The sequence below is a fragment of the Methylobacterium sp. Leaf111 genome, from assembly GCF_001423285.1.
In the GTDB taxonomy this organism is placed as follows: domain Bacteria; phylum Pseudomonadota; class Alphaproteobacteria; order Rhizobiales; family Beijerinckiaceae; genus Methylobacterium.
In genome coordinates, this window is sequence record NZ_LMNE01000067.1 from 144809 (window position 1) to 167293 (window position 22485).

At 63.2% G+C, this 22485-nt stretch carries 9 protein-coding genes and 3 pseudogenes; 3 read left to right on the forward strand and 9 right to left on the reverse strand.

Annotated features, from left to right (window positions below):
• Window positions 1–9 precede the first annotated feature (9 nt).
• The 7 genes from ASF41_RS21230 to ASF41_RS21260 are packed head-to-tail and all read right to left on the reverse strand — an operon-like array spanning window position 10 to window position 14921.
• On the reverse strand, window positions 10–5361 hold the full coding sequence (locus ASF41_RS21230; RefSeq protein ID WP_056496735.1) for an FtsK/SpoIIIE domain-containing protein: 5352 nt from the start codon (window positions 5359–5361) through the stop codon (window positions 10–12).
• Entirely contained in the window at window positions 5348–6985 is a 1638-nt protein-coding gene (locus ASF41_RS21235; protein WP_056496738.1) for a hypothetical protein, read from the reverse strand. Before ASF41_RS21235 ends, ASF41_RS21230 begins: the two co-directional genes overlap by 14 nt.
• A complete protein-coding gene (locus ASF41_RS21240; protein WP_056496742.1) occupies window positions 6985–8835 on the reverse strand; it encodes a hypothetical protein in 1851 nt (616 codons plus the stop codon). Before ASF41_RS21240 ends, ASF41_RS21235 begins: the two co-directional genes overlap by 1 nt.
• Window positions 8835–9659, reverse strand: coding sequence for a phosphoadenosine phosphosulfate reductase family protein (locus ASF41_RS21245; RefSeq protein WP_056496745.1), 825 nt, complete (start codon window positions 9657–9659; stop codon window positions 8835–8837). Before ASF41_RS21245 ends, ASF41_RS21240 begins: the two co-directional genes overlap by 1 nt.
• Window positions 9656–12841 (reverse strand): hypothetical protein, encoded by a 3186-nt coding sequence (locus tag ASF41_RS21250; protein WP_056496746.1) that lies wholly within the window; start codon window positions 12839–12841, stop codon window positions 9656–9658. Before ASF41_RS21250 ends, ASF41_RS21245 begins: the two co-directional genes overlap by 4 nt.
• Entirely contained in the window at window positions 12838–13734 is an 897-nt protein-coding gene (locus ASF41_RS21255) for a DUF4007 family protein (protein ID WP_056496749.1), read from the reverse strand. Before ASF41_RS21255 ends, ASF41_RS21250 begins: the two co-directional genes overlap by 4 nt.
• Window positions 13719–14921: a cysteine desulfurase family protein gene (locus ASF41_RS21260; protein WP_162242144.1), complete on the reverse strand. Its 1203-nt coding sequence runs from the start codon at window positions 14919–14921 to the stop codon at window positions 13719–13721. The genes ASF41_RS21255 and ASF41_RS21260 overlap by 16 nt, the downstream gene beginning before the upstream one ends.
• Window positions 14922–15870: 949 nt before the next feature.
• On the opposite strand from ASF41_RS21260, the gene ASF41_RS21270 reads away from it, so the two are divergent.
• Both ASF41_RS21270 and ASF41_RS21275 read left to right on the forward strand, forming a co-directional pair.
• Window positions 15871–16674 carry a hypothetical protein gene (locus ASF41_RS21270; RefSeq protein WP_056496757.1) on the forward strand — a complete coding sequence of 268 codons (804 nt, stop codon included), beginning with the start codon at window positions 15871–15873 and terminating at the stop codon, window positions 16672–16674.
• A gap of 470 nt (window positions 16675–17144) precedes the next feature.
• Window positions 17145–17465: pseudogene (locus ASF41_RS21275) on the forward strand (IS5 family transposase); the annotation flags it as partial.
• A 254-nt stretch (window positions 17466–17719) separates the two neighbouring features.
• Here the strand turns inward: ASF41_RS21275 and ASF41_RS21280 are convergent.
• A pseudogene (locus tag ASF41_RS21280) lies at window positions 17720–18749 on the reverse strand (IS110 family transposase).
• Between the two features lie 79 nt (window positions 18750–18828).
• On the opposite strand from ASF41_RS21280, the pseudogene ASF41_RS21285 reads away from it, so the two are divergent.
• Window positions 18829–19260 (forward strand): annotated as a pseudogene (locus ASF41_RS21285) (IS5 family transposase); the annotation flags it as partial.
• 628 nt (window positions 19261–19888) lie between these two features.
• Here the strand turns inward: ASF41_RS21285 and ASF41_RS21290 are convergent.
• Window positions 19889–22480 carry a hypothetical protein gene (locus ASF41_RS21290; RefSeq protein WP_056496762.1) on the reverse strand — a complete coding sequence of 864 codons (2592 nt, stop codon included), beginning with the start codon at window positions 22478–22480 and terminating at the stop codon, window positions 19889–19891.
• Window positions 22481–22485 lie beyond the last annotated feature (5 nt).

Here is a 22485-nt window from a genome sequence, read left to right on the forward strand (position 1 = left end):
GACGACCATCTATTCCGCCGCTTCCCGACGCGCCTCCACCCAAGTCGCGATCACTGCGTCCGCGAGCTCTTCGACCTCGTCGTCGCCGATGAAGGGGACTTGCAGGTATATCTTGTCGTCAGTGTCGAGTTTTGCGATAAGGTGCCCCTTGCCCAGCAGCCGGTCGGCGCCGGCTTCGCCGAGCGCGATCCGCGAACTTCCCTCATCGCCTAGACGCAGGATCAGCTTGTTTCCCAGGTTCGTCCTAAGCTGCATGGTCATGACCTGGTTGTCGGCGCGCTGATACACCATGAACAGGTGGAAGCCGGCGGCGCGCGACTTAGTCGCGATCTTATTGATCAGGCCGTCGACGACCTTCTTGAAATCGTCGTCCTGCATCCAGTTTGCGACTTCGTCGAAGAAAATAACAATCCGGGGCATCCGCCGGTCCGGATGCATCTTTCGGTTGTATTGGTCGATATTGCGACAATTCTCGCGGCTGATCTCGTCGTATCGCCGGTCCATGTCACCCGTTAGGCGTTCTAAAAGTGCCATCGCCTCGTCCTGATCATCGACAATGCCGCCCTTGAGATGAGGAAGGCGACGCGCCCATGCGTAGTCGACCCCTCGTTTGGGGTCGATCAGGTGCATCTCCAGCTCTTTAGGGCTGTTGAGCGCACAGAGGTCCAGCATGATGTTGGTGACCAGTATGCCCTTACCGCTGCCCGTCGTACCGGAGATTAGGCTGTGGGGCGCCGCGCGCTCCTGGGCGAGGTAGCCACTGGCTAGCGGCAGGAAGCACAGGCTGCCGTCGTCCTCCTTTTCACCCAACAGCGGCGAGGTTCGCTGGCCATCCGCGGGGTCGGCCACGCGCTTGAGCCATGCATCTGCAAGGTGAAGGATCGCGCGCGCCGGGCGGCGCAAGCCGATCGCGATCTGTCCAGGCATCGGCGAGATGCGCACGATTTCGAGCCCGTAGCGGGTGAGCAGGTCTGTTCGCTTCCGCTCCAGCCAAGCGACCGTCAGCGTGCGCCCGCCGACATAAACGAGGCCGGTGTTCGGCGTGAGCCGCTGGCCCATCACGGGTGCGTCCATGCCCTCGGCCTGCAGGGCCGCACGCAATGAGTCGATCTGCCCAGCGAGCCATGTGTGACCCTCTGCCTCATCGCCGGCATTGCTCAACCGGGTCAGGACCGCCGTGATCTGATAACTCCATGGGCCAGCGACATCAGCAGGTCCGTCAGCCGCAAAAGGTTCGGCTGATCCTCCTGACATCGGACCGGACGTCGGCATGGGCCGGTCCGGCTGGGGATCCGAAGGCGGCGGCGGTACGTCGTCTGGTGGGCCTTCCTGTGACGGCCCCTCGTTCCCCTGTGGAGGCGTCGGCGCCGCCTGCATATCGTCGTGTTTCGCGCTAGCCGTCAGTTGTGGCCAACCTGCCGGCACGTGGATCATGGCAGGCAACGCGTCGTCGGCGAGCCCACTCAGTGCCTTGGCTGTCTCTGCACGCGAGAATACCCACTGTGCGAGACGTCGGCGTTCAGCGACGAACTTCGCCTCGTCGGGCAGGTGCGGCATCGGCTCGAATACGGAGCCCAGTTCGTGGCTGAACACCATTGAGTGGCCGTCGACCGAAATCGGGAAGGTACCGTCTCGAAGGCCCTCAAGCCAGCGGTCCTGTCCGATGCCGCCGACTTGATCGAACGGATCCATGTGCTCGAGGATCATGTCCGCGAGCCTGTGCCTCCAAATCGCCGGGTCTAGGTTCACGGACCCGCCGAGCAAGCGGTGGTTGAGCGCCGTCCAGGTCGCTTCGAGCTGGCCAGCGGACCGCTTACGGTGCTCGGAGATGCCGTCCTGAGCAACATACTTCGCCTCGGCGACGACCACGCGGATCTCCGGTCCGTTGACACCGACCGCGAAGTCGATGGCGAGGATGTCGGCCATCTCGCCCGTTAGGTCGAGCCAGTCGCGGTAGTCGTCTAGGAAGAACCACGCGGTCTTATTCTCGCGATCGACGCGCAATAGACGCTCAAGTTCGCGCTGGGAGAGGACTAAACCGAGCAGCTCATGCGCATAGTTTGACCATTGCGCGCCCCGCATCACGACCCCACCGGACAGCTGCGCCGCCCGAATGAACAGTTGGTGGCGAAGTGCCGATAACGTGTCTGCGTCCAGGCCCTGGATCAGGACGCCGATGTCCACGTCGATGCAGTTGCCGAGCTCTCGTTCCGTGATCTCGGTCGACACGATCACGTTGTGCGTCGACCCAGGCACGCTGAAGTAGCGGATGATGCGGCGCTCGTCGGTCGCAATGAGCCGACGGTCGGCGACACGGTCGAAGGTCATCACCCAACTGCCGAGCTTGTGTGCCTTGACGAGGATTTGGTTGACCTCGCCGGCCTTGAACTCGACCTCCTGCACGGGGAGCCAGGGTTCAGCGTTCATTGCCACGTCGCGCATCATGATCGTTCGCAGGGCGTCGACGTAGATCCGCCCAGCAAGTGGCTGCCTTGGCGCGGTTAGGTACAGCGCAGACGTGGTGTTCCCCTTGCGAAAGGGCCGTCGCTTCGAGCGCGCGGTCGGGACGAACGTCGCGATCTCCTCGCTCGTGCCGTCGTCGAACCCTTTGGTCCAGCGTACCTTGCTGCTGCGCGCGATCACGTCCTGCAGCAGGACGACGTCGTTCGCCTTCTGCGTCTCCTGCGCGAGCGTCTCGGGGCTGAAGATGCCGACACGCAGACGCGACAGGAAGTTGCGTGCCGCCTCGCTGGCGAGACTGGTGTCGATCTCATGGCTGATGCGGCGGTTCTGCCGCTCGTAGACTTGGCGAAGCCGGATGGGATCATCGTCGGTCACGACGAGCTCGCACCTGATCTCACTGTCATCTTCGACGCGGCGCGACAGCCCCTTGGCCATGGCGAGCGGAAGGTTCTCCGAATCGGCGTTTAAGATCACCACCGAGAAATTCGCCCGCTCGTGTGGGCGCAGCTTAAGGTACTCGTCGGCGACACGGTCGAATGCAGCGATCGCCGCGTCAGCGGGTTCATTGGTGACGCCATGCTGAGTGCCGCCCGAGATCGGCTCGAGCAGGCTGTAGTCCATGATCGCCTGGGTCTCGGCGACGAGCTGGTCATTAAGGCCTGGCAGCAAGGCGATGTCGCCGTAATACGTGCCGCCGAGGGTGGCGATCCGGTCATAGACGAAGTCCTCGACGCCGCTGCGCTGGTCGGAATTGCTGGTGACGACGGCGGTCACGGCCTCGGCCAACTGACGGGCCTTGGCACCTATCTCGGCAAGGCGCAGAGGGTGCCATGCGGTCAGGATGGCCGAAGGCGTCTCTCCCTCGACTGCTACGAGTCCGATGCTCACTAAGGGTGCGAGCAGGTCGCGGATGCACAGTTCCTGCGGTGCGATCGTCATGACACTACGGAGCAGATCACCGTAGAGTTCAGCCTGGAGCAGGATCTCGTCGGCGCCGATGCCGGCGCCCCGCACGAGCGCATCGACGGCCGCACCGTAGGAAACCACGAACGCGTCATAGGCGGAACGCAGCTCCTGTCCCTGGTCGGACGTGATCACGCCTTGCTCGACGATGGCGGCTAGTGCGCGCGGCCACGTAATGTCGATGCGGTTCTCATCGCGACCCGGGTTCGCCAGCAGTCCCTCGCTTTGCTGGAACGCATCTGACACGGAGCTGCGTTGAGCGAGATTGACGGTGCTAGGCGCCGCGCTGCGGCTTACTCTGTTCTGATGGATGCGTCCCGATATTAGATGCGTCGGAAGGGTGGCGTCCTGATGTCGGATCTGTCGCAGGTCGATCGAAAGCGACAGGCCTAGAGCTTCGGGATGCGGTTTCCAGATCATCTGCGCGCGATTGGCGTGCGGTTTGCTTGATCGGTCCTCGAGAACGGCCGCGAGTTCCTCGGCCGTGACTAGGAAGGCCTCGAACTCGAATTCGGTCGCTGCTTTGCCGCTGCTGGTGTTCTCCTCCGCGACGTTCTGCTCCCAGCCCTCCTCCCAGCATCGTCCAAAGTCGAGGACCGCATGCGGCGCGAGCAGTTTGTGAAGGCCACGGTATCGGTCGCGCAGGTACCGCAGGATGCGCGTGTTTTTCTCCGAACACCAGAAATCCATCTTCTCCGCATTGCGGAGGCGTATGAACAGGACGCGCGAGGCGTCCTCGGTATTGGTGTCCTCTATTTCGGGAAACGCACGATGCGCGAGACGTAGCAGGCCTTCGCCCAGATCCCTCGTCTCGATCGGAGCGCGAAAGACCATGCGCTCCCACCGCTTGTAAAGCTTCGGTTCTGTCTGCAGCCGCGGGCGGTGCCGGGCGAAGAAATCGTCTACCTGTTCGGATGGCTTCAGATTTTCCTTGGCCAGGTCGGCCAGCAGCTCATCGTCGGCCGGCTTCAGCGCCCCCGGATACTGGCGGTCGAAGAACAACTTCGTCTCGCCGCCGAACGACTGCTTCGGCTTGCGCTTGGATTTGTTGAAGAACGGCTCAATGCGATCCCATCCGAGTTCGGAGACCACCTGCTGGCTCTGCGTCCACTGGCCGTCGTGCACGCTGCGGTCGGCGACCAGGGCCTGGAGCTTGTCATGCACCTCGTCATTGATAGTGCCGTCGGCCTTCATGTCCGCCAGTCTCTGGCGAAGCTCGCCTCGGTTGAGCGGATCGCCGTCCTTCGCACGCAGGTAGATCGCCGGCTGCACGTCCTCGACGATCTTGCGGAAGAAGCGCGCCGCCGTCTCCGCCGACTCCGTGATCTTCATCCGTGGGTCTCCGCTATCGCGCGGTAGCCGCAACGCGGGCAGGGAAGCACGGACGGCGTTCTCGGGCGCGAGGCCCTTTTCGATCAGTTGGAAGACGACGCTCGACACGAAGTCGCCGATCGTCTCGGAGTCATGCGCAACGAACGCGTCAAGCACACCCTGCAGCACGTTCGTGAACTTGTCCCGAATTTCGGGCGAGCTCTGCTTTAGCGCCACCTGCGACCAGATCGTGGGACTCTGCAGCAGCCACGCCTCGTCGATCTTCGAGTTGTGGGCCAGCGTCGGTTCGGTGGCCTTCACCATGTCCGGCGGGACCGTGCAAACAGTTAGCTTCATGCCAGCGGTCGCGTGGTTGCGGTGCCATGGTGCCGTCTGGTCCGAGACGACAGCGGGCGACACGTCGCCGACGGCCAGCCGCGGATGGATGAACACCTCGACGTCGCCGCCGTGGGCGACCGCATCCTGCGCCACGCACTTGACGATCGCGCTAGTCACCTCGGCGTCGAGGCCGATTATGCAGTAGAAGGCGCGGCCGTTAGAAGCGTCGCGCAGCTCGGCGAGCCGACGCGCGGCCACCTGTCCGATCAGTTCAAGCGTGGACAAGTTGCGCTGCTCCGCTGGTCGCCGCCGTCGCGTCGTGGAAAGGGTTGATGACAAACGCGCAGTCGTCGGACTTGCGGTCGAGGAAGCCGAGCACGCGGAGCCGGTCCTCGAGACGGCGCTCGTTGTCCTTCAGGTCCGCCAGTGGTGCTGGAAGCGCGCTCGTTTTCACGTTGAAGGCGGCGCGCACCTCCTCTGGTCCGATGACGATGTTGTACCTGGTCATCAGCCGATGGAGGAAATCGCCAAACTCCATGGGAGTGGTGACGTTCGCCAGCACCAGCGCCTCAAGGAACGCGTCGCTCGGCGCATACCAAGTGCCAGAGCTGCGCTGGGCCCTGAGCATGCCGATGTGCTTCGCATGGCTAGAGAACGTCGATGTGATCGAGTGCCCCTTGCTGTTCTGCGCCTGCGTGCGCAGCTCGGCAAGTTGGTCCTGCGGCGAGGGCATCCAGTCCGGGTTGGGTGATCGGCTCGGCCGCCATAGGAAGCGGGATGCGAGGAGGTCCATAGCCTCCTTCGCGCCAGCGGCACTGGCTAATACACCCCCCCACTCCTTGGATGCGGCGAAGGTGTCGATGAAGGCTCCAATCGCCTCGACCGGCATCGAGCGATGCCGCTTGAATTGGTTCGCGGACAGCTTTCGGATGGGGTTGTTGCCAGGCGCTCCGAGCAGGTCGAGGAAGAATGGCGGAACCGGGACCTCGTCGCCAATCGTCACCTGCGCGCGCTCAAGGATATAGAGAATCTGATTTAGCCCGCTGACGCGCTCAAGTGGATCGAGCAGGTTCTCGACGGGAATGTTACGCAAGGACAGAAGCGCGACCCAGTCTTCGGCGAGGCGGTCGTAGCTAGTGGTACTGGCCACGGGCAGGTAGCCGATGTGCGTATCGCCGACCCATGCCGCGGTCGGCCCGCCGACGCGCTTGGCCAGACGGTTCCACGGGCTTGCTGCGCCAAGCAGGCGCGTCTCGATGAGCTGGCCAAGCTTCTCCCGCCGCGTGGCTCGGTTCAGCATGATGTATAGCATCTCGCCGGTCCGACGCATGAACTTGCGGTCGAGAGAGTTCTTGTCATTGACGTCCGCGAACAGCATGTCCGGGCCGAGCGGCAGGATGTGCCGCGACGTCCAACGCTTGGCTGACTGCGCCTCAATTTCGGCGGTGCGCAACAGCTCCACCGACCGTGCCATCTCGCCGAACGTGTCGAATTCATCCCGCAGGTAGCCGAGTTCGAGACCTGCATAGTCACGGCTGACGGTTTCAAGCCATGCCTTCCAGCGGGCCTTCTCGTCGACAGACTGTCCGTTAGCGATCCGGATCACCTCGCGGTCGCGGAAGAGCATGTGCCTGAGTTCGTAGTTGAGTCGCAGTCGGTATGTGATCGCCTCGTGCTCCGTAGAGGCGGCGGATGCGACGGGCGTAAAGACCGGGTCGCCCTGCACCTTGCGGTGAAAGCAGATGTGCAGCGCCTCGACGACGGTTAGCCATGGAGACTGGTCGTCGTAGAAGAGGAGCCCCCAGATCGCATACTCGCACCACAGCTTCACACTCGAAAGGTTCTGCGTCTCAGGAACGCGGACGGCATTCTTCGCAAGCTGCAGGTGCTGATTCCGACTGGTCGTCATCAGATTTCGATCCTGCTGGCCTGAACCTCGCCCTGGGTGCCGAGCGAAAGCATTCGGACGACCTCTGGACCTGGTTCGTCACTGGCATGCATTGCGCGGATGGCGGCAGTCGCGACGAGCGCGTAGTGCCGTATCTCCTGATGGCACTGCCTCGAGAAGCTCGCTGGCAGGCTCCCGTTGGCAACGCGCATCAAATACTCGAATAGCAGCGGACGCAGGTCGAGCTGCGGCATCTTGGCCTGGACCCATAGCTTCGGGACTGCGACGCCAAGCGATGGCCGACGCGTGACCGGGTCGCGTGACAGCTTGACTGATAGATTTGTGGTGGAGGTGCGATCAACGGCTTCGACCGTAGCGACCCTTCCTGACGGGTCGTCGGTCTTGCCAATCGTACCTGACAGCCAGAGGTGGTTGTCGTCCGCGGCCATCATGCCCGTAAGTGCCCTGTTGAGGCCGCGGACGAGCTGCCGCGTGAACGGGTCGGTGACGTCCCGAGCTGCCCCCGCCTCGAGCGCGTCGAGCAGCCGGAGGTATTCGCCCCCGTGATGGAAGATAGTCAGGCGCCAGGGTGTTGCCGCCTCAAAGTCCGGATGGTCGGGGAGAAGGAAAAAGGCGCGCCGGCGCTGGGCCTCGAGGCCGCGGCGGAAATTGCGGATCGCGACATCGCCGCCGCCACCACCCAGATACTCGCGCCTGAGTGGGTCGAAGAGGTTCGAGCCGTAGGTCGGCTCCTGATCAAACAAGGTGTCGTATAGTGATTTCGGCTCGCGCTGCACGAGCATCGCGTCGACGAGGTTGTTCGTCTCGAATCCTATCCCGAGCACCTCGAAGATCCCGAACACTCGGTTCGCGCGCCGCCTGTCGTCGCGCAGGTTGCGGCCCATCGCGTTGTTGTACGGGTTAGTGCTCCCGTAGTCCCGCGTGGCCGTCCGCTTCTTCGCGGTGGCGCAATCGAGCAAGGGGCGATCGGCGTTGTTCGCGTCGCCGAGGATGATGTTTACTACGAGTGTCAGCAGCTGGCGGATGGGTACATGCTGATCGTTCGCCGCGGCGAGGCGGAGCGATTCCCGCAGCCGGGTGCGGAACGATGACGGCATTCCATCCGAAGCTATCAGCAGCGACCGGTTCAGCTGGATCGGACAAGGGGTTTCGCTCGTAGCACCCGGGCATGCCGAGCAGGCCCCATCCCAATCGGGATGGTCGAGGACCGCGTCGAAAATGGCGTCGACCGTCGCGCTGCTCCAAGTCCGGCTGAGGTTCATCAGACGTAGTGACATGCCGTCGGCGGTCTCGCTTTCGGCGCGCAGCATCCCCGTGATGCGTTCGTGCAACAGCCGGTATCGATCCGCGCCCGTTCCGCCCGCACGCGCGGCATCGCGGAAGTATTTCAGCAACTGCCCATCGTTCGCGGCCACCAGGTACAGCCGCTCGTCGGTCTCGCCAAGCAGGCCGCTCGCGAAGTTCGCTAGCTCGGCCTCTTTTTCACTATCTGATATCTCACTCAGGTCGCGGATGACGCACAGTTCCCGATCGTCGGGCAGCTGGATGCGCATCACTCCTTCGGCGCCTGGCCAGCCGACGAGCGCCTCTGGGTGGTGCACCTCAAGGAAGCGCCGGATGTGGAAGGTCTTGCCGTCGCCCGCTGTTCCCGTGAGAATGACGTTCCTGCCGGCACCAGTGTTCAGCTCCGTTCCGATGTCCTCGAGGCGTGGTGCCTGCGTGCTGATGCTGGCGACACCATACTCGTCCTCTGCTTTCCGAACGTTCTCGTCACACAGGCTGTCCGAGGCGGCGACCGGGCCATATGTCGCTAGGAAGTCGACGAGCCTGTTGTGGGCCGACGCGCCCATCAAAGGTGGCAGACGGCGCAGCCGTCCTCCGCTTTCGATTTCACAGCCCGCCGTGGCATGTTCTCGACGTCGTCGAGCGAGCGGCCATCGACCCAGGTGTACTTCCGCCCCTTCTTCATCGTCTCGTACGCTTTCGCCTTCTCGTACAATTCGGGATGACGCTCCTTTAGGCCCTGCCACTCGCCGATCTGCTGGTAGAAGCAGAAGTAGCACCCCGACCGACTCCGCCACTCGTAGTAATCTGGCAAGCCGAGCCCAGCGCTGTCGAGGATCCGGCCGACCTCGGCGAGGTCGATCGCGTCATCCCGGTACGGATAAACGGGCGTGATGTTGGGCTTTTCCGAAATCACCACCGGTTTGGCACCAGCCGTGCCCGTCCCAAGGTATCCCACGCGGTTCTCATCGGCACGAAGGCCAATGTAGGAATAGGCTCGATTGCCGCCGATAAAACGCTCAAAGGGCGCGATCTTCATGATCCGCGTGCACCACCTTGCACGCGGGCTGGGCAGGAAGCCCGCGAAGTGTTCGAACAGAGCGACATCGAATGCAGTTCGGCCCGGCTTCTCCGCAACGTCGAACATTTCCATCGCCGAGACGCGGTGGATCTTCACCCCGATGATGTTCTCGAGCCGATCCAGGTAGTCGATCGTCTCGGGCAGCTCTACGCCCGTGTCGGAGAACACGTACTCGAAGTTTACTTCGGGATTGCGCTGCTTCAAGTACACGGCGAGAGCGGACGAGTCCTTGCCACCGGATACGGGCACGATGTGCCGTGCCCCGGTATCCTTGACTGCGTCATCGACGTTGATGGCCACCAAGCTCATCTTTTTCCCCCAGCGACCTGAAGGCCGCGGACGCGACTGTGTTCGGTCTCATCGATCTTAACAAGCATTCTGGTAAGTTCCTCGACGCGGGCCCGGACAATCGGCCTCAGCGCCGCAGTCGGCGTTTCAGTGTCGAGCGCTGCCGCCTCAATTCGCTCTCGCGCGTCGCGCAGCGCGGACCGGAACTGCGCGGCTGTCCGATCGTCCCACTTGTCGAGGCTGCGCTGGAGCAGGATCGAGCTGAGCGCGTTTGCGAGTGACTTTGGCGAGAAGCGGCCGTTTACCGCCTCGACGGCCTTACGCAGCACGGCGCGGTCTACGATACGTAGGTCGTCGCGCCGATCTAGTGACGCAGCGTCGAAGCAACGTGCCCAGGCGGTGATCGCCTCCAGCGGATCGACTGTGAGATAGGCGGATCGGAAACTCCCGGCGACCGCCTCGACAGCATCCTGGGCGAACTGGTCACGTAGATAGTCGATTTCGTTCCGCGCAGTTTCCAGCTTGCCGATGATGCTCGGGGAAGGCCCCTTTGCGCCAAGCTCTGTGGGCAGATCCTTGAGGAGGAGCTGGACGGGATCGGAGAAGCTGCCCACGCTTCGGAGCACTCCCCTCGCATGTGTCCCAAGCTTCTGAGAGCGTCTAGATCCATCGGGAACGGTTAGCAGCCAACGTGTCAGCGCATCATGCGCGAAGCGGACGAGTTCATCACCCGCCTTGGGCCGCTCATGCGCGAAGACGTAGGCGATCTCGGACAGGTATTCGACCAGATCGGGCGTGGGGTCGAGGACCTGCACGCAGAACCCCTTCGGGTTCGACACCATGCTGTCGAACTGGAAGCCCAATGTGTCGGCGACGTATCGACCGCTGTCGTAAAGCGCCACAGCGCGTGAGAAGTGCTTGAACCCGGCAGCGATGAGCACCGGTATCACCGCCATCGGGACGCCCATCGGCGGCGCCGCGAGCGTCCTGACGAACTCGCTCAGGTCACGGTACACACCGCCGTCCCGACCCGTGGGTGTTTGGAAGAAGCCGGCGATGCGGAGCCAGACCTCCTTGAGACCAGGATCGGTGATCTGATTAGGATCGGCGAAGCGCGTCCATCCTGCAGGGCGAAGGCCCGTGTTCTCGATCACTGTTCGGTAGATTGACCCTTCCGCACTTCTATCGCCTTCCTCGTAGCCCAGCCGTTTGCGGTCTGAGCGTTCGAGGATGGATCCGACGACGCGCACGCGCGCGGTCTGCATCGTGCGCGATGCGGCGCTGCGCATCAGCTGCTCGTTCGCTATAATCGGCGTCTTGTCGAACCATTGGCTGAGCAAGCGGGATGCCGCCATTGGTCCGGGGCGCTCCGGCGACACCTCCAGAATCTGGCCTTGCGAGTACCATGTTGATCCAGTGGAACGTGGATCGAGCAGCCCACGAAGCAGTGTGGCCAGCTCCTCGAATGCCACCGACTGGAGTTCGTCGATCTCCGTGGTCACCATGGGATCGGACGCCAAGAATTCCTTATCTGCGCGGAGCGCCTCGATCGACGTCAACTCGATCGCGGCGCTTTCTGCAGCGAGGGGGCGATCCGGCACGGCAATGATCGCCTTGATGTCGGACTCCGTCACCAGCTTCCGCGCGGCGGCTATCTCCGCCTTATCCTCCGCGAGCACGTAGATGATCGACCCATCCGCCGAGTCACCGTCCGCGAGGAGTGCGCTTAACTCGCTGATTGACGCGTAGCGTCCGATCAGGAAGCGGTTCACCCCATATTCGGCGTTGTGACGCGGCGCCCGTAGATGCGGCGCTGGGAAGCGATCCTCGAGGAACGCCCGCAGGTCGAATGCACTCGACCGGCGTTCGCGTTCCTCCCGCACTCGGATCGCGACATCGATGTCGGCTCCGTGCCACACCGCCACGTCGTCGGTGTGCTTGCGCCAAAGTAGCAGTTTGGCTTTGAGAAGATCGTCAACCGCGGTTGCGATATCGGCGGAAGGGATGTCCGGCTCCGCGACCGCCAGCTCCAGGACGTCACGCGGTAGGCAGCGGCGTTCGCCGCTGATGCCAAGCTGCAGCAGGCATGCCGCCGCTAGTAAACTGCGCTGGAGTGCTGTGTCGGCCCGCGACCTGGCGCTCTCGGTCTCGATCCAGCGCCGGTACGTGCCGCCGATGCCGACGTCGGTACGCATCGCATCCGAGAACGACGTGTATACGGCCTCGATGCCGACCTTACGCGTGAGGTCGATCTCACGGAGGAAGGAGAAGAGGCTTCGCTCATTCTGGCCCACGCGCGCAACCAGTGTAGGCAGGATCTGCAACGCGCCCGGTGAGAGCGGCCTCGCGTCGTTGAGGATTGCGAGCGCCTGGCTCGCGTCTTCGATGCCGTCTAACCACTTCCACTTGACAACCTTGGCGGCCATGTCCTGGGTGACGGGCGGCATGACTGCCGCGCTTTCGGGCGGGCACATGTCCGAGACAACCTCAGCGATCAGGCGGTAGAATTCCTGACTGTCCTCGATCAGGCGAAGGGGGTGGAACCGCCCCTCGATCTTACGCCACTCGCTTCGCGACGTCTCGTTGAGGCGCGCCGCGTACGCGAGAAGGTTCTGGTGCAGGAGTAGCGTCAGGCTCATCGTCGGCCCGGTCGCGCGGGACACGCGTTCCGCCAGACGCTGGACGACGTCGAGCTCACCCGAACGGCCGTCAGCAACCAAGCCTTCGAGGTGTCGACCAAACTCGTCCCAGACGATCGCGACGTGGTCCCAGCCAGCGTCCCGCATCTTCTTGCCGAAGCCCTCGACGCTTTTCGGCGGCTCCTTCATACCAAGCGCTTCGGCGATCGCCGCTATCGGGTCCGCTACCATCCCAGACAGGACGACGACGTGCCCCTGAAGGGTGCCGGCGGATCGGCTGCGCAGGGTCGATCCCATTGCCGCATCGACCTGGTCGATACGGTCTAGGATCGGTGCGAGCGCGCGCCCGTCGTCGTCCGAGTTGAAGACCAGCAGTGCTCCGACGCCAGCCGCAAGGCTCTTCCCGCTGCCATAGGGTGCGATGACCATCGTGGTGGCGCCTGGCTCGACGATGGCGGTGATGATCGGCAGCGCCCGGCGGGTGGGCCGATAGTGGCTGAAGCGCTCTGGATGCTCCAGATCCTCGATCAGGCTAAGCGATTTGAAGAAGTCGGAGCCGATCATGACGCGACCTTGATGCGGCCATAGTAGTCGCGGAGCCACTGTTCGATGGGCTTGACCGTGGCCTTAAGATACCGCTCGCCTGCCAGCGTCTCGACGCTGATGCTCTTCATCCACGATGCGCCAGCCGCCATGCCGACCATCTCGTCGACGGCATCGAGGCCGGCACAGAAAACGCGGCCCGGACCGAAACGGAGCGTGGCGAGTTCGCGCAGCGACAGCGCGTCACGACCTGTCTCCTTGGCGAGCAGCGAGGAGCAGGCGAGAAACGCCTCGACCGGGAGCCCGACGGGCACACGAGTGCGCTCGAAGCGCTTTACCAAGTCGTGGCGCACTATCAATCCAAGCTCACGGAACGGGCACGCGCCCACGTCGTCGGGATCGACGATGTCAACGCCCGGACGCGCTGCGTACGCACTGAGTAGGCAGGATACGTCCTTGAGCGCCATGGCATCGCTCGCTGGACGCAGGGCTTTGGCGCGCGTGAACTGAAGGAAGGCCTCGGCACATGAGGCACGGTCGAAGATGCGGTCCGAATGGTTGTTGAAGAACCAAGACCACACGGTCCCTTCACGTGTCGCCAGGACGAGGTGGAGGAACCACCATGTGCCAGGCAGTTCGCAATACGGATCGTGCGTCGCGACCAGATCCGCGATTTCCGACGGCACACGGCCCGACCGCCCATCATTGCCGTCGCGGGCCAGTCCGGTTGCCTTGAGCCAAAAGCCAAGAGACTCGACCATCTTTGAGCCGAGGCCGAGATCGTCGCCGACCTCCGTGTTTGGATGGAAGGCGCCCTCCTGCCGCATCCGCGACAGCCCCTTTGGTAGCCAACCATAGCGCACTGGGAAGGTAACGTGGCCGCCATAGGAGAAGCGTATCAGGCCTTCGCCCATGAAACGCTCCTCAGATGGTTGACGGTATCGGCGATTATCGACGTCGCCTCGTCGATCTCGGCAACGGTGTTCAGGGCGGAGACCGAGAAGCGTACGGTCTCAAAGGCGTCGTTCTCGGAAATACCCATCGCCATTAGCACATGCGATGGTTCGGGGCGGCGGCTTGAGCATGCCGATCCTTGCGACGCTGCAACGCCGCGGCTGTCCAGTTGGGCGATCAGTGACATGCCGTCGACACCCGGGAACCGTACGCTTGAGATGTTGGGCAGGCGATCGATCGCACTCTCGAGTAGCACGACATTGGGAAGCCCATCTCGCAGCCCGGCCTCTAGTCGATCGCGCAACTGCGACATGTGCAGCACGCAGTCGTTCATCGTGTCGGCGCGCGCCGCGCAGGCCGCGCCAAAGCCCGCTATCAGCGGAACCGCTTCGGTACCGGCTCTCAGCGATCCTTCCTGGTCGCCACCGACGAGTAGGGGTGCGAGCGGTACGCCCCGCTCGGCGGCCACGATCGCGCCGACGCCCATCGGGGCGTGCAGCTTGTGCCCCGAGACGGTGATCACATCAGGGCCGACCCCGGGCGAGAGGTCGATCGGCAGCTTGCCGTAGGCCTGTGCCGCGTCGGAGTGGAACGTCGTCTGCGGACGTGTCGCCAACAGCGCCGCGACCGCGGCAATCGGCTGGATTACGCCGGTCTCGCTGTTCGCGAACTGGATCGAGACGAGAAGCGGGCCCTGCACTGACGCGACGATTGCTCCGAGCTGCTCGAGACTCACCAAGCCGGCCCGATCGACTGGGACGAACAAGACGGTCGTTCCGCTGGATGCCGCCCGCTCGGCCGACCGGAGTACCGAGGGGTGCTCTACGGTGCTGGTGATGATCGTGGCCGCCGGGATGCCCGCGAACACGGTGTTGTTTGCCTCGGTGCAGCCGGAAGTGAATGTCACCCCATCATCTAATGCGCCGTCCAGAAGAGACAGTACGCCATCGCGGGCGCGGGTGAGGACGGCACGCGAGCGGTCGCCGAGCTCGTGTGCGCTCGCCGGATTGGCCGCGCCGCTGCGCATGGTGGCAACGACGGCGTCGATCACTTCCTCGGTCGGAACGGTGTTCGCGGCGGCATCCAAGTTGATCACCGTCGCGGTGCACGGAGACACGGAGTCGTTGTTGAAACCGGTGGTTAGCACGTCTTCACGCCATCCCCTGCACATTTGATGGCTTATAGGTTCGATCCCGACACCGCCAACGATCAATCTGCACCACTCGCCACTGCACCGTCGCGGCGCTCATTTGAAGGTGCAACGTACTAAGAATCCCCTGCACACCGCAATCGATAACCGGCGGAGATGACGTGCATCTCGTCATCCATGGATGTGCCCTCCCGTCGAGACGCGACGAATGGCTATCGCGATTACCGCGGCCCTGAACCGGCCCCGACGCGTGGCTCCAGGTCGGGGAAGAACGCCCGCGCGAAGCGCTTTCTGAAGACGCCCTCGTCCTCGATGATCCTCGCCCAGATGGTGTTCTTGGCGTTGCGCAGTCACTCGAAGAGGCCAACGGGATCGGTCGGAAGCAGGACGCCCTGCAGGTGGAGCTCGAGGACAAGCCTCAGGCTTTTCAAGGGATTGCGGTACTAGCCCTGGGCGAGGTTCAGCATCGCCACAAGGTACTCGCGTTGCGCGACGTCGTACAACGCGCGCTCTGGCCTATCCCTCAGAACGGTGAACCACGTCTGCAATTTGGACCCAAACGCGAAGCGCGCTCCAATCTGCCCCTCGCGCGGCCCCTCAAACGATAGGGCCAATGCGGCGGCGCATGCGTCATGGAGCTTCTGGATCGCGGCGCGTGTGGTGGCAGGCTCTGCCAAATTCGGGGGATCCATCCAGGCTTAGGTTACAGATAGCTATCAGACGATCACCATCCTGCAATCATCATTTCTCGCCCATGTTCGGACGGCTTCGGCATGATGGCCGCTCCCTACCGACGCCGAACGTTGCAAGGGTCCGCAGAGATCGATTAGCAACCGTCCTGAGAACTGATCATGGATGTCGGGACGCACGAGATGATCGACCCGATCGGAGGCTCGGATACAATAGGGCCGAACCGAGAGGCAGCTGGCAAGGCCGAGATCGCCCCATGGTAGGCGAGGTCAAGGTGAAGCCTCGGCCGACCGTTCCGCTCGCACGCGACAAGCAGCTGTACTTCCGGCGATTAAACAACGTGAGACTGGTGGAGATGGTCACCCGCGATGCGCTCGAGGCCTATTCGCGACAGGAGAAAATGCACATCCTCCCACGTCAGGGTGACGCGGCGCGCAGGTTCCACTTTGTGGTCCCGTCGGCGGGGAAACCTACCGCGCGGATAAGTCGGGACGGCAAGGCCATTCCCAGGCTGCTCTCGGAGGTGCGGGAGGAGGGCGAGTTCCGCAAGTCATTGGTGCTGGCGGTCTCGATCACGAAAGACTACCAGCGCAACGTCATGCGTCTCGTGCTGCGCGCGCATCCCGAACGACTTATGGGATGGGAGAAGGGCGGCCCCGCGCTCACGCTTCCCCTCGTCGACTTAATCAGTCGCGGCCGCCACAAGGTACTGGAGGAGCAAATCCGCTTAAGGCTGGAGGCGATCCTCTACGCACGTCCGCGGGACTACCTCGACAGGCTCAAGCGTATCGTCAAAGTTGACGTGCCGATCGTCATCTTCGAGCAGTTCGCCGAGGTCAAAGCCACGCGCGACGTGGTAGTGCACGCCGAGAACGTTGCCAACGATCGTTACGTGGGGAAGGCTGGCAGCTACGCGCGAGCTCGCTCCAGGGAGGCGCTAGTCGTTGACAGCGTCTACTTCGACCAAGCACTTACCATTCTGAAGAGGCTCATCGGCGGCATTCACGACGACCTGTGCGCACGTAGACCCCTGAAAATTGCAATATTTGCTAGTTTGTAATTATCATTGAAGAATTGAATGTTGTAAAAACGATACCCAATCGTTGGCACAGCGGTGATGGCGTTGGGTTCGATGGGAATACCGAACCTGTCGTCGTTCGAAGTCCGGGATTACAACGGCCCGATGTTAATGACGGTACGATGGCATCTACGCGGCCATAAGGAGTTCTGTGTGAAATGCACGGGCGGCTTCGCACCGGTCCAATGGATTTTGAACTGCCCCGTTCGGTTCGGCCCCGAGCCGGACGTCCGGTCTAGCAATCGCTTCGACGCACCCACCAGCCAGTATCGCATACTCTACGCCGGCGAGAACCTGCAAGGAGCGTCTGCCGAGACGGTCCTACGAAGGCCTGCCAGGATTATCGCCTGGCCGGCTGTACGGGACCGTTCTTAGGGTGTGAACCGAACCAAGGCATTGCGAGCGTTATCGTTTTGTGATTCAGAGCCGCCGTTTGCAGCATGGAGGCGACGATGGCAGATCTGTTCCGGCTTTCCGACGAGCAGTGGGCGGTGATGGAACCGTTCATGCCCACGAACCAGCCCGGGCCAGAGCGGAACGATGATCGGCAAGTCATCTCCGGCATCCTGCACGTGCTCACCTCAGGCTGCCGTTGGCGCGACTGCCCAGCCGCGTATGGTCCGCGCACGACCGTCTACAACCGCTTCAATCGCTGGTCCCGCCGTGGCTTCTGGCGGGCGATGCTGACGGCGTTGGCCAAGAGCGGATGGGTGGGCGAGGCGGCCGCCATCGACAGCACCTACGTCAAGGCTCACCGCTCGGCGCATGGCGGCAACGTATGGCCCGCCCCGTCCGCAAGTGGCTTATGATCCGCTGGTCTGAGCAGTCTGCATAAACGTATCCGGCCTTCCGGCGATGCCGTTGGCCAAGATGGAGATCCGCGCGTCCTGGTCCTCATAAAGGGGTCGGCGTCGAGCGCCATTTTCCGCCGGAGGCTTCCAGAACACCGATCGACTGTCAGGCCATCTTCCTCTCGCCGCTCGCAGACATGGTGAGGCCGACGAAGGCTTCGCCGACCAAGCTCGGTTCAGGCAGCCACCGCCGCCGGCTCATAGACGCGTTCGTGGCGCAGCAGCGCCCAGACGGTCCGGGCCATCTTGGCTGCCAGCGCGACGACGGCGGTGTTGGCGTGCGCCCGCGCCAGCAGGCCCCGTAGCCACTGGCCGATCAGCGTATCGCTCTTGCGCAAAGTCGGCATCGCGGCCCGTGCGCCCTGGATCAGCATCTTGCGCAGGTACTTGCTGCCGCGTTTGGTGATCCCGAGGAGGCGTGGTCGTCCGCCCGTTGTGACCTGACGCGGCACGAGGCCGAGCCAGGCCGCCAGATCACGTCCGCGGGCGAAGGTCGCCACATCACCGATCGCCGCGACCAGCGCCGTCGCGTTGAGTGCACCGATGCCCGGGATGGTGGTGAGCCGGCGGGCGCTTTCGTCGGTCCGGGCCTGTTCGGCGAACTCTGCGTCGAGGGCTGCGATGCGTCCGTCAAGGGACTGCCAGCGTTCACGCACGTCCGCCACGAGGATGCGCATCCGTGGCGTGAGGTCAGAGACCGCCTCGGTATCGAGCAGATTTTCCAATCTGGCGGCGAGCTTGGCGCGTCCCTGCGGGACGATGTGACCGCGCTCCAGAAGAACGGCTCGGATTTGGTTCATCAGGGCCGTGCGTTCGCCCACGAGCTGGTCGCGCACCCGGTGCAGGGTCTGCATGTCGAGCTGTGCCTCCGACTTCAGCGCGACGAACCGCATGGTCGGACGCGTCGCAGCCTCCGCGATCGCCTCAGCGTCGCGGTCGTCATTCTTCTCTCGCTTTGACGTAGTGCCGCACATATTCCGGCGACATCAACCGGATGGTGTGACCTTGAGCGGCGAGCGCCCGGCCCATGTGATGGGCGCCACAGCACGCCTCCATGGCGATGATGCAAGCTGGAAGCGTTGCGCCAAAGGTCATCACCGTCTCGCGCCGCATCCGGCGTCGCAAGACGACCCGACCGGTCGCATCCTGCCCGACAAGGCTGCAGCTGTTCTTGCCCAGATCGATCCCGAGTATCGCAATGGCCATCGGTCCGCTCCATCACTGGTGTGAGCCACACTGCAAACCTAGCAGTGAAGCCCGGTGAGGGGCGGGCCATCCATAAAGGGGGGCTCGTGCGCAAGGCATCGGCCCGTCCCGCGGGGGCCAGACGACCAAGATCCACGTCCTCACCGATGTCCTCGGCCGCCCCGGCGTCCTCCTGCTGACGCCGGGCAATGCCAGCGATGTCACCACCGCCCCAGCCGTGCTCGCCGAGGCGCCCGGTCGTATCCGTCGTCTGACCGCCGACAAGGGCTACGACGCCGACTGGCTCCGGACCGACCTACGGGAAAAAGGCATCACGCCAATCATCCCCGGCAAGCGCGGCCGCAAGCGGAAGATCCGCTACGACAAACGCCGCTACCGCGAACGCTGGCGGATTGAAGCGACCTTCAATCGCCTCAAGGACTTCCGTCGCATCGCCACCCGCTACGACAAGCTGGCCCGAAACTACGTCTCGGCCGTCGCACTCGTTGCCGTCATCGCCTTCTGGTGCTGATCGAGTCCAGACCCTAGTCCGAGCTCGAACTCGTTCGCGATGTGTAGGTGGCGAATCTTCATGGAAGTGGACTGAACCTCGCCCACGTGACAGGCGATATCGGTGCTGGCGACGATTACACGGGATCCAGGAGGAAATTAGTGGAGACTTTAGAGTCTGGATATGACGGGGCTGACTATCGCAGCCGCCACAACAACGATTATCTCTGTGATGCAATCTTCAGTCGGGGGATCCGGCGGAGTTCAGGTCGTTGGGCCCGCAACGCTTCGCGGACAGTCAATCCGTCGCGTAGTCGCTGCTGAATAAAGTCGGAGCCGTCTGGGACACGTCGGCGTCCATTTCTGGTGTGAACGCTCTAGCCTGATCCGTTAGGGCAGATTGGATGATGGGTCCTTATCGCATCTCCGGATCCTCGTAACATCCGCCAAATTGGCTGGTGCTCTGAAGACGGCAGTTGTAGCAGCCTCGCAAGAGGGATGATCGAATCGCGGCCCCTGGCGGGCTTCCGTTCATGGTAGTGGACCCACGCGCTGGGTTTGGGCGACGAGCTGGAGTAGCGATCTCGGCAATGGGGTACACGCTTTCCGAGGGGACGGCTCGATGCCTATCGATGGGAGGTCGGCATGGATCACAGCTTCCGGGACCACGTTCGGCCGTCCATCATGGTGTCGGAAGGGTCCACCGGACGGAACCGATGCACCCTGCCGGCATCAGCGAGCGACTCCAGGATCTCGATTGCTTCGCGGGCCGACTTTCCGTGGCGCGAGCGCAGGACGCTCGACAGCGCGGCGTACTCGTTCTTGAGGGAGGTGGCGAAGATTCCGGGATCGTCGCTGCCTACAACCACCGTGGGTCTGTTCCGCAGTTCTGGTCCGGCGAGACCGAGCCACCGGAAGAGATGATGCTCCTCCATGGTGTTGTAGAAGCTGATCCTGAGATTGCTGGTCGGCAACGTCTCCAATGCCAGGCCGCGCCTCTTCACGTCGCCGAGGATTTCGTCCTGAAGGACGCAGAAGGCCTTGGCCGAAACCGCGTCGGCATCGATCTCGGTCGTCCCGGACCGCTTCCGGCTATCGAAGGCATGTCGCGCGCTAAATATTTCGTAGGCCGGACCGGCCTTCTCGATCATCTCGGCGATCAGTGTCAGTTCAGTGCGACGTCGTTCGTCGATCGCCGTCTTCGAGAGGAGCTTCGCCCTTTTCGCGACCTTCTCCGCATCCACTCGTTCGCCAGAACGCGTCAACGAGATTTCGATGTTCCGCAACTCCAGGGCGTCGAGCGTTCGAAGCTCCCAGGCGCGGTGCAGGAGCGCCGGGCTGTGCGCCTTGCCGTAGAGGGCTTCCGAATGCGAGTCGATCGAACTCTCCAAACGGAAAAGATCGCACTCGTATCCTCCAAGCCGCGACAGGATCCTGTGGGCGAAGACCGCATCGTCCAGAGCATCGATCTTTGGCAGTACGAAGCGGTCGGCGGTGCGTTCGAGCCAGAGCCGGGGGTCTATGCCGAGAGCGGTCGCGTGGCCCATGCGATCACCAGGGCCCAGATCCAGGAACGTCATCGCTTCCGAGACCGCTCGGATTCCCGACAGCAGATGGCGGAAATCCTCGCCCACGTGGAATGTCGCGCGTGGAATGCCTGCCCTTCGGACCAGTCGAAATGCCGGCGCGAAAGGTTCGGGCGGCGCGTGGAGCTCGTTGGCAGCCGCATCCACTCCGCGCACCAGGCATCTCGCGAACGGATTGTGCGCGTGGAGGTCGGCCAGTATCCGCGCCTGGGCCCGCAGGGCGAGACGTAGGTCGCTGTCGCGGCAGCGACGCGACACGTCGGCGGCGATCGAGGGTTGGCGCTTGATGAAATGGGCTACCAACGAAAACTCCGCGTTCGGCCGACCGCCGCGCGGCCCACGTTTTCCGTCGCAGCCTCGTCCGGTCAGGCATGGTGGCGGAGACCCGAAGAGATGCTTGACATCCTTCCGGTGTCGGCAACCGCGGAAGGCGAGGTAGCCGTCGACGATCTTCCCGATCAGCTCCCGGGTCCTGACCACAGTGAGCTTCGGCGCGAAACGACCCTCTAGATGCGCGATCGCGTCGAACGGAGCTCGACCGTTCAGCTGACGGAAGCGAGCCTCGTACTTCGCCTCCACACGCTCACGTGTCCCGACGAAGGTATATTTCTGGAACTGGTCGAACCCGGTCTCGTCCGCCTGCTGAACCGACAGCCGTGCCACCTGGGTATGAACCAGCAGGTTGAAGTAGAGCCCGACGCCCACGACGCGCTCGCGGGGATCGGACCGAAGGATCGAGAGGCACGCATAGAGCCAAGCGGCCTCCTCGATGAGGGTCTCCGCCTTTCCTCTGGGATATATGACGCGACATGGGTGCGTCGCGAGCTTCGGACCGCGCGGCGAGCCGAAATCCCGGTCCGTCCGCTCGCCGTCCATGAGCTTCAGCAGCCCGACGAGGCTCCGCGGTGCGACCTCGGACACGCCGTCGTAGGCGGATGAGCGGCCCAGCTTAATCGCCACCGTCTCCGCCAGACGTCGCCGTACGCGGCGTGCCGCGCGGATCCGCCTGTAGAGGCCGAGGGGCGTGAGACCGGGTTCCATCTGCTCGTAGAGCTCGGCAGTCGGCTCCTCGTTCTCCGACCAACCCTTCTCGAGCTCTCGGTAATACTCCCTGGGCGATCTGCACGCGTCCGGCCAGATGATGTCGAGCTCGGTCGAGCCGTTCAGATGCATATGGAGTTCGTGGAGGCCTTTACGCTCGATCAGATCGTCGAGGGAGTGATCGGCCGGGCCGATCAACGCGGTACTACCGAACTCCTGCGCCAGGAACCTGCGGGGATCGAGGGCGGGCTGCGGCCCACGGCCCTCGATCACGAGGAACGACACCACGACGGCAAGAGGCGAGATGAACGGCAGAAGTTCGTGCCACTCCGAGAAGCGGTCGTAACGCACCCGGATCCGGCCTTCCCGACGCTCGACGTATCGGAGGGCCAGCCGCTCCAGGACGAGCCAGGGAACTTCGCCGACATGCTTGGCGAGACCGAGACGCTGTTCGAGGTAGCCTTTGTAGAAGTGGTCCGGCCTGCCGACATCCGAGCGCCGTTCGGCGATGAAGATACGTCTGCGCGTCTCTTCGATCGTTGGAAGCCGGCCCGAGCAGAGGGCAGCCAGACCATGGTAGTCGGAGAATGCACGGCGGTCGATCAGGGCAGCCACGATCC

Bases quoted from the DNA above. Each gene is read 5' to 3' on its own strand.
- ASF41_RS21235 (WP_056496738.1), bottom strand. From the start codon at position 6,985: ATGACGACCAGTCGGAATCAGCACCTGCAGCTTGCGAAGAATGCCGTC.
- ASF41_RS21240 (WP_056496742.1), bottom strand. From the start codon at position 8,835: ATGGGCGCGTCGGCCCACAACAGGCTCGTCGACTTCCTAGCGACATAT.
- ASF41_RS21245 (WP_056496745.1), bottom strand. From the start codon at position 9,659: ATGAGCTTGGTGGCCATCAACGTCGATGACGCAGTCAAGGATACCGGG.
- ASF41_RS21250 (WP_056496746.1), bottom strand. From the start codon at position 12,841: ATGATCGGCTCCGACTTCTTCAAATCGCTTAGCCTGATCGAGGATCTG.
- ASF41_RS21255 (WP_056496749.1), bottom strand. From the start codon at position 13,734: ATGGGCGAAGGCCTGATACGCTTCTCCTATGGCGGCCACGTTACCTTC.
- ASF41_RS21270 (WP_056496757.1), top strand. From the start codon at position 15,871: ATGGTAGGCGAGGTCAAGGTGAAGCCTCGGCCGACCGTTCCGCTCGCA.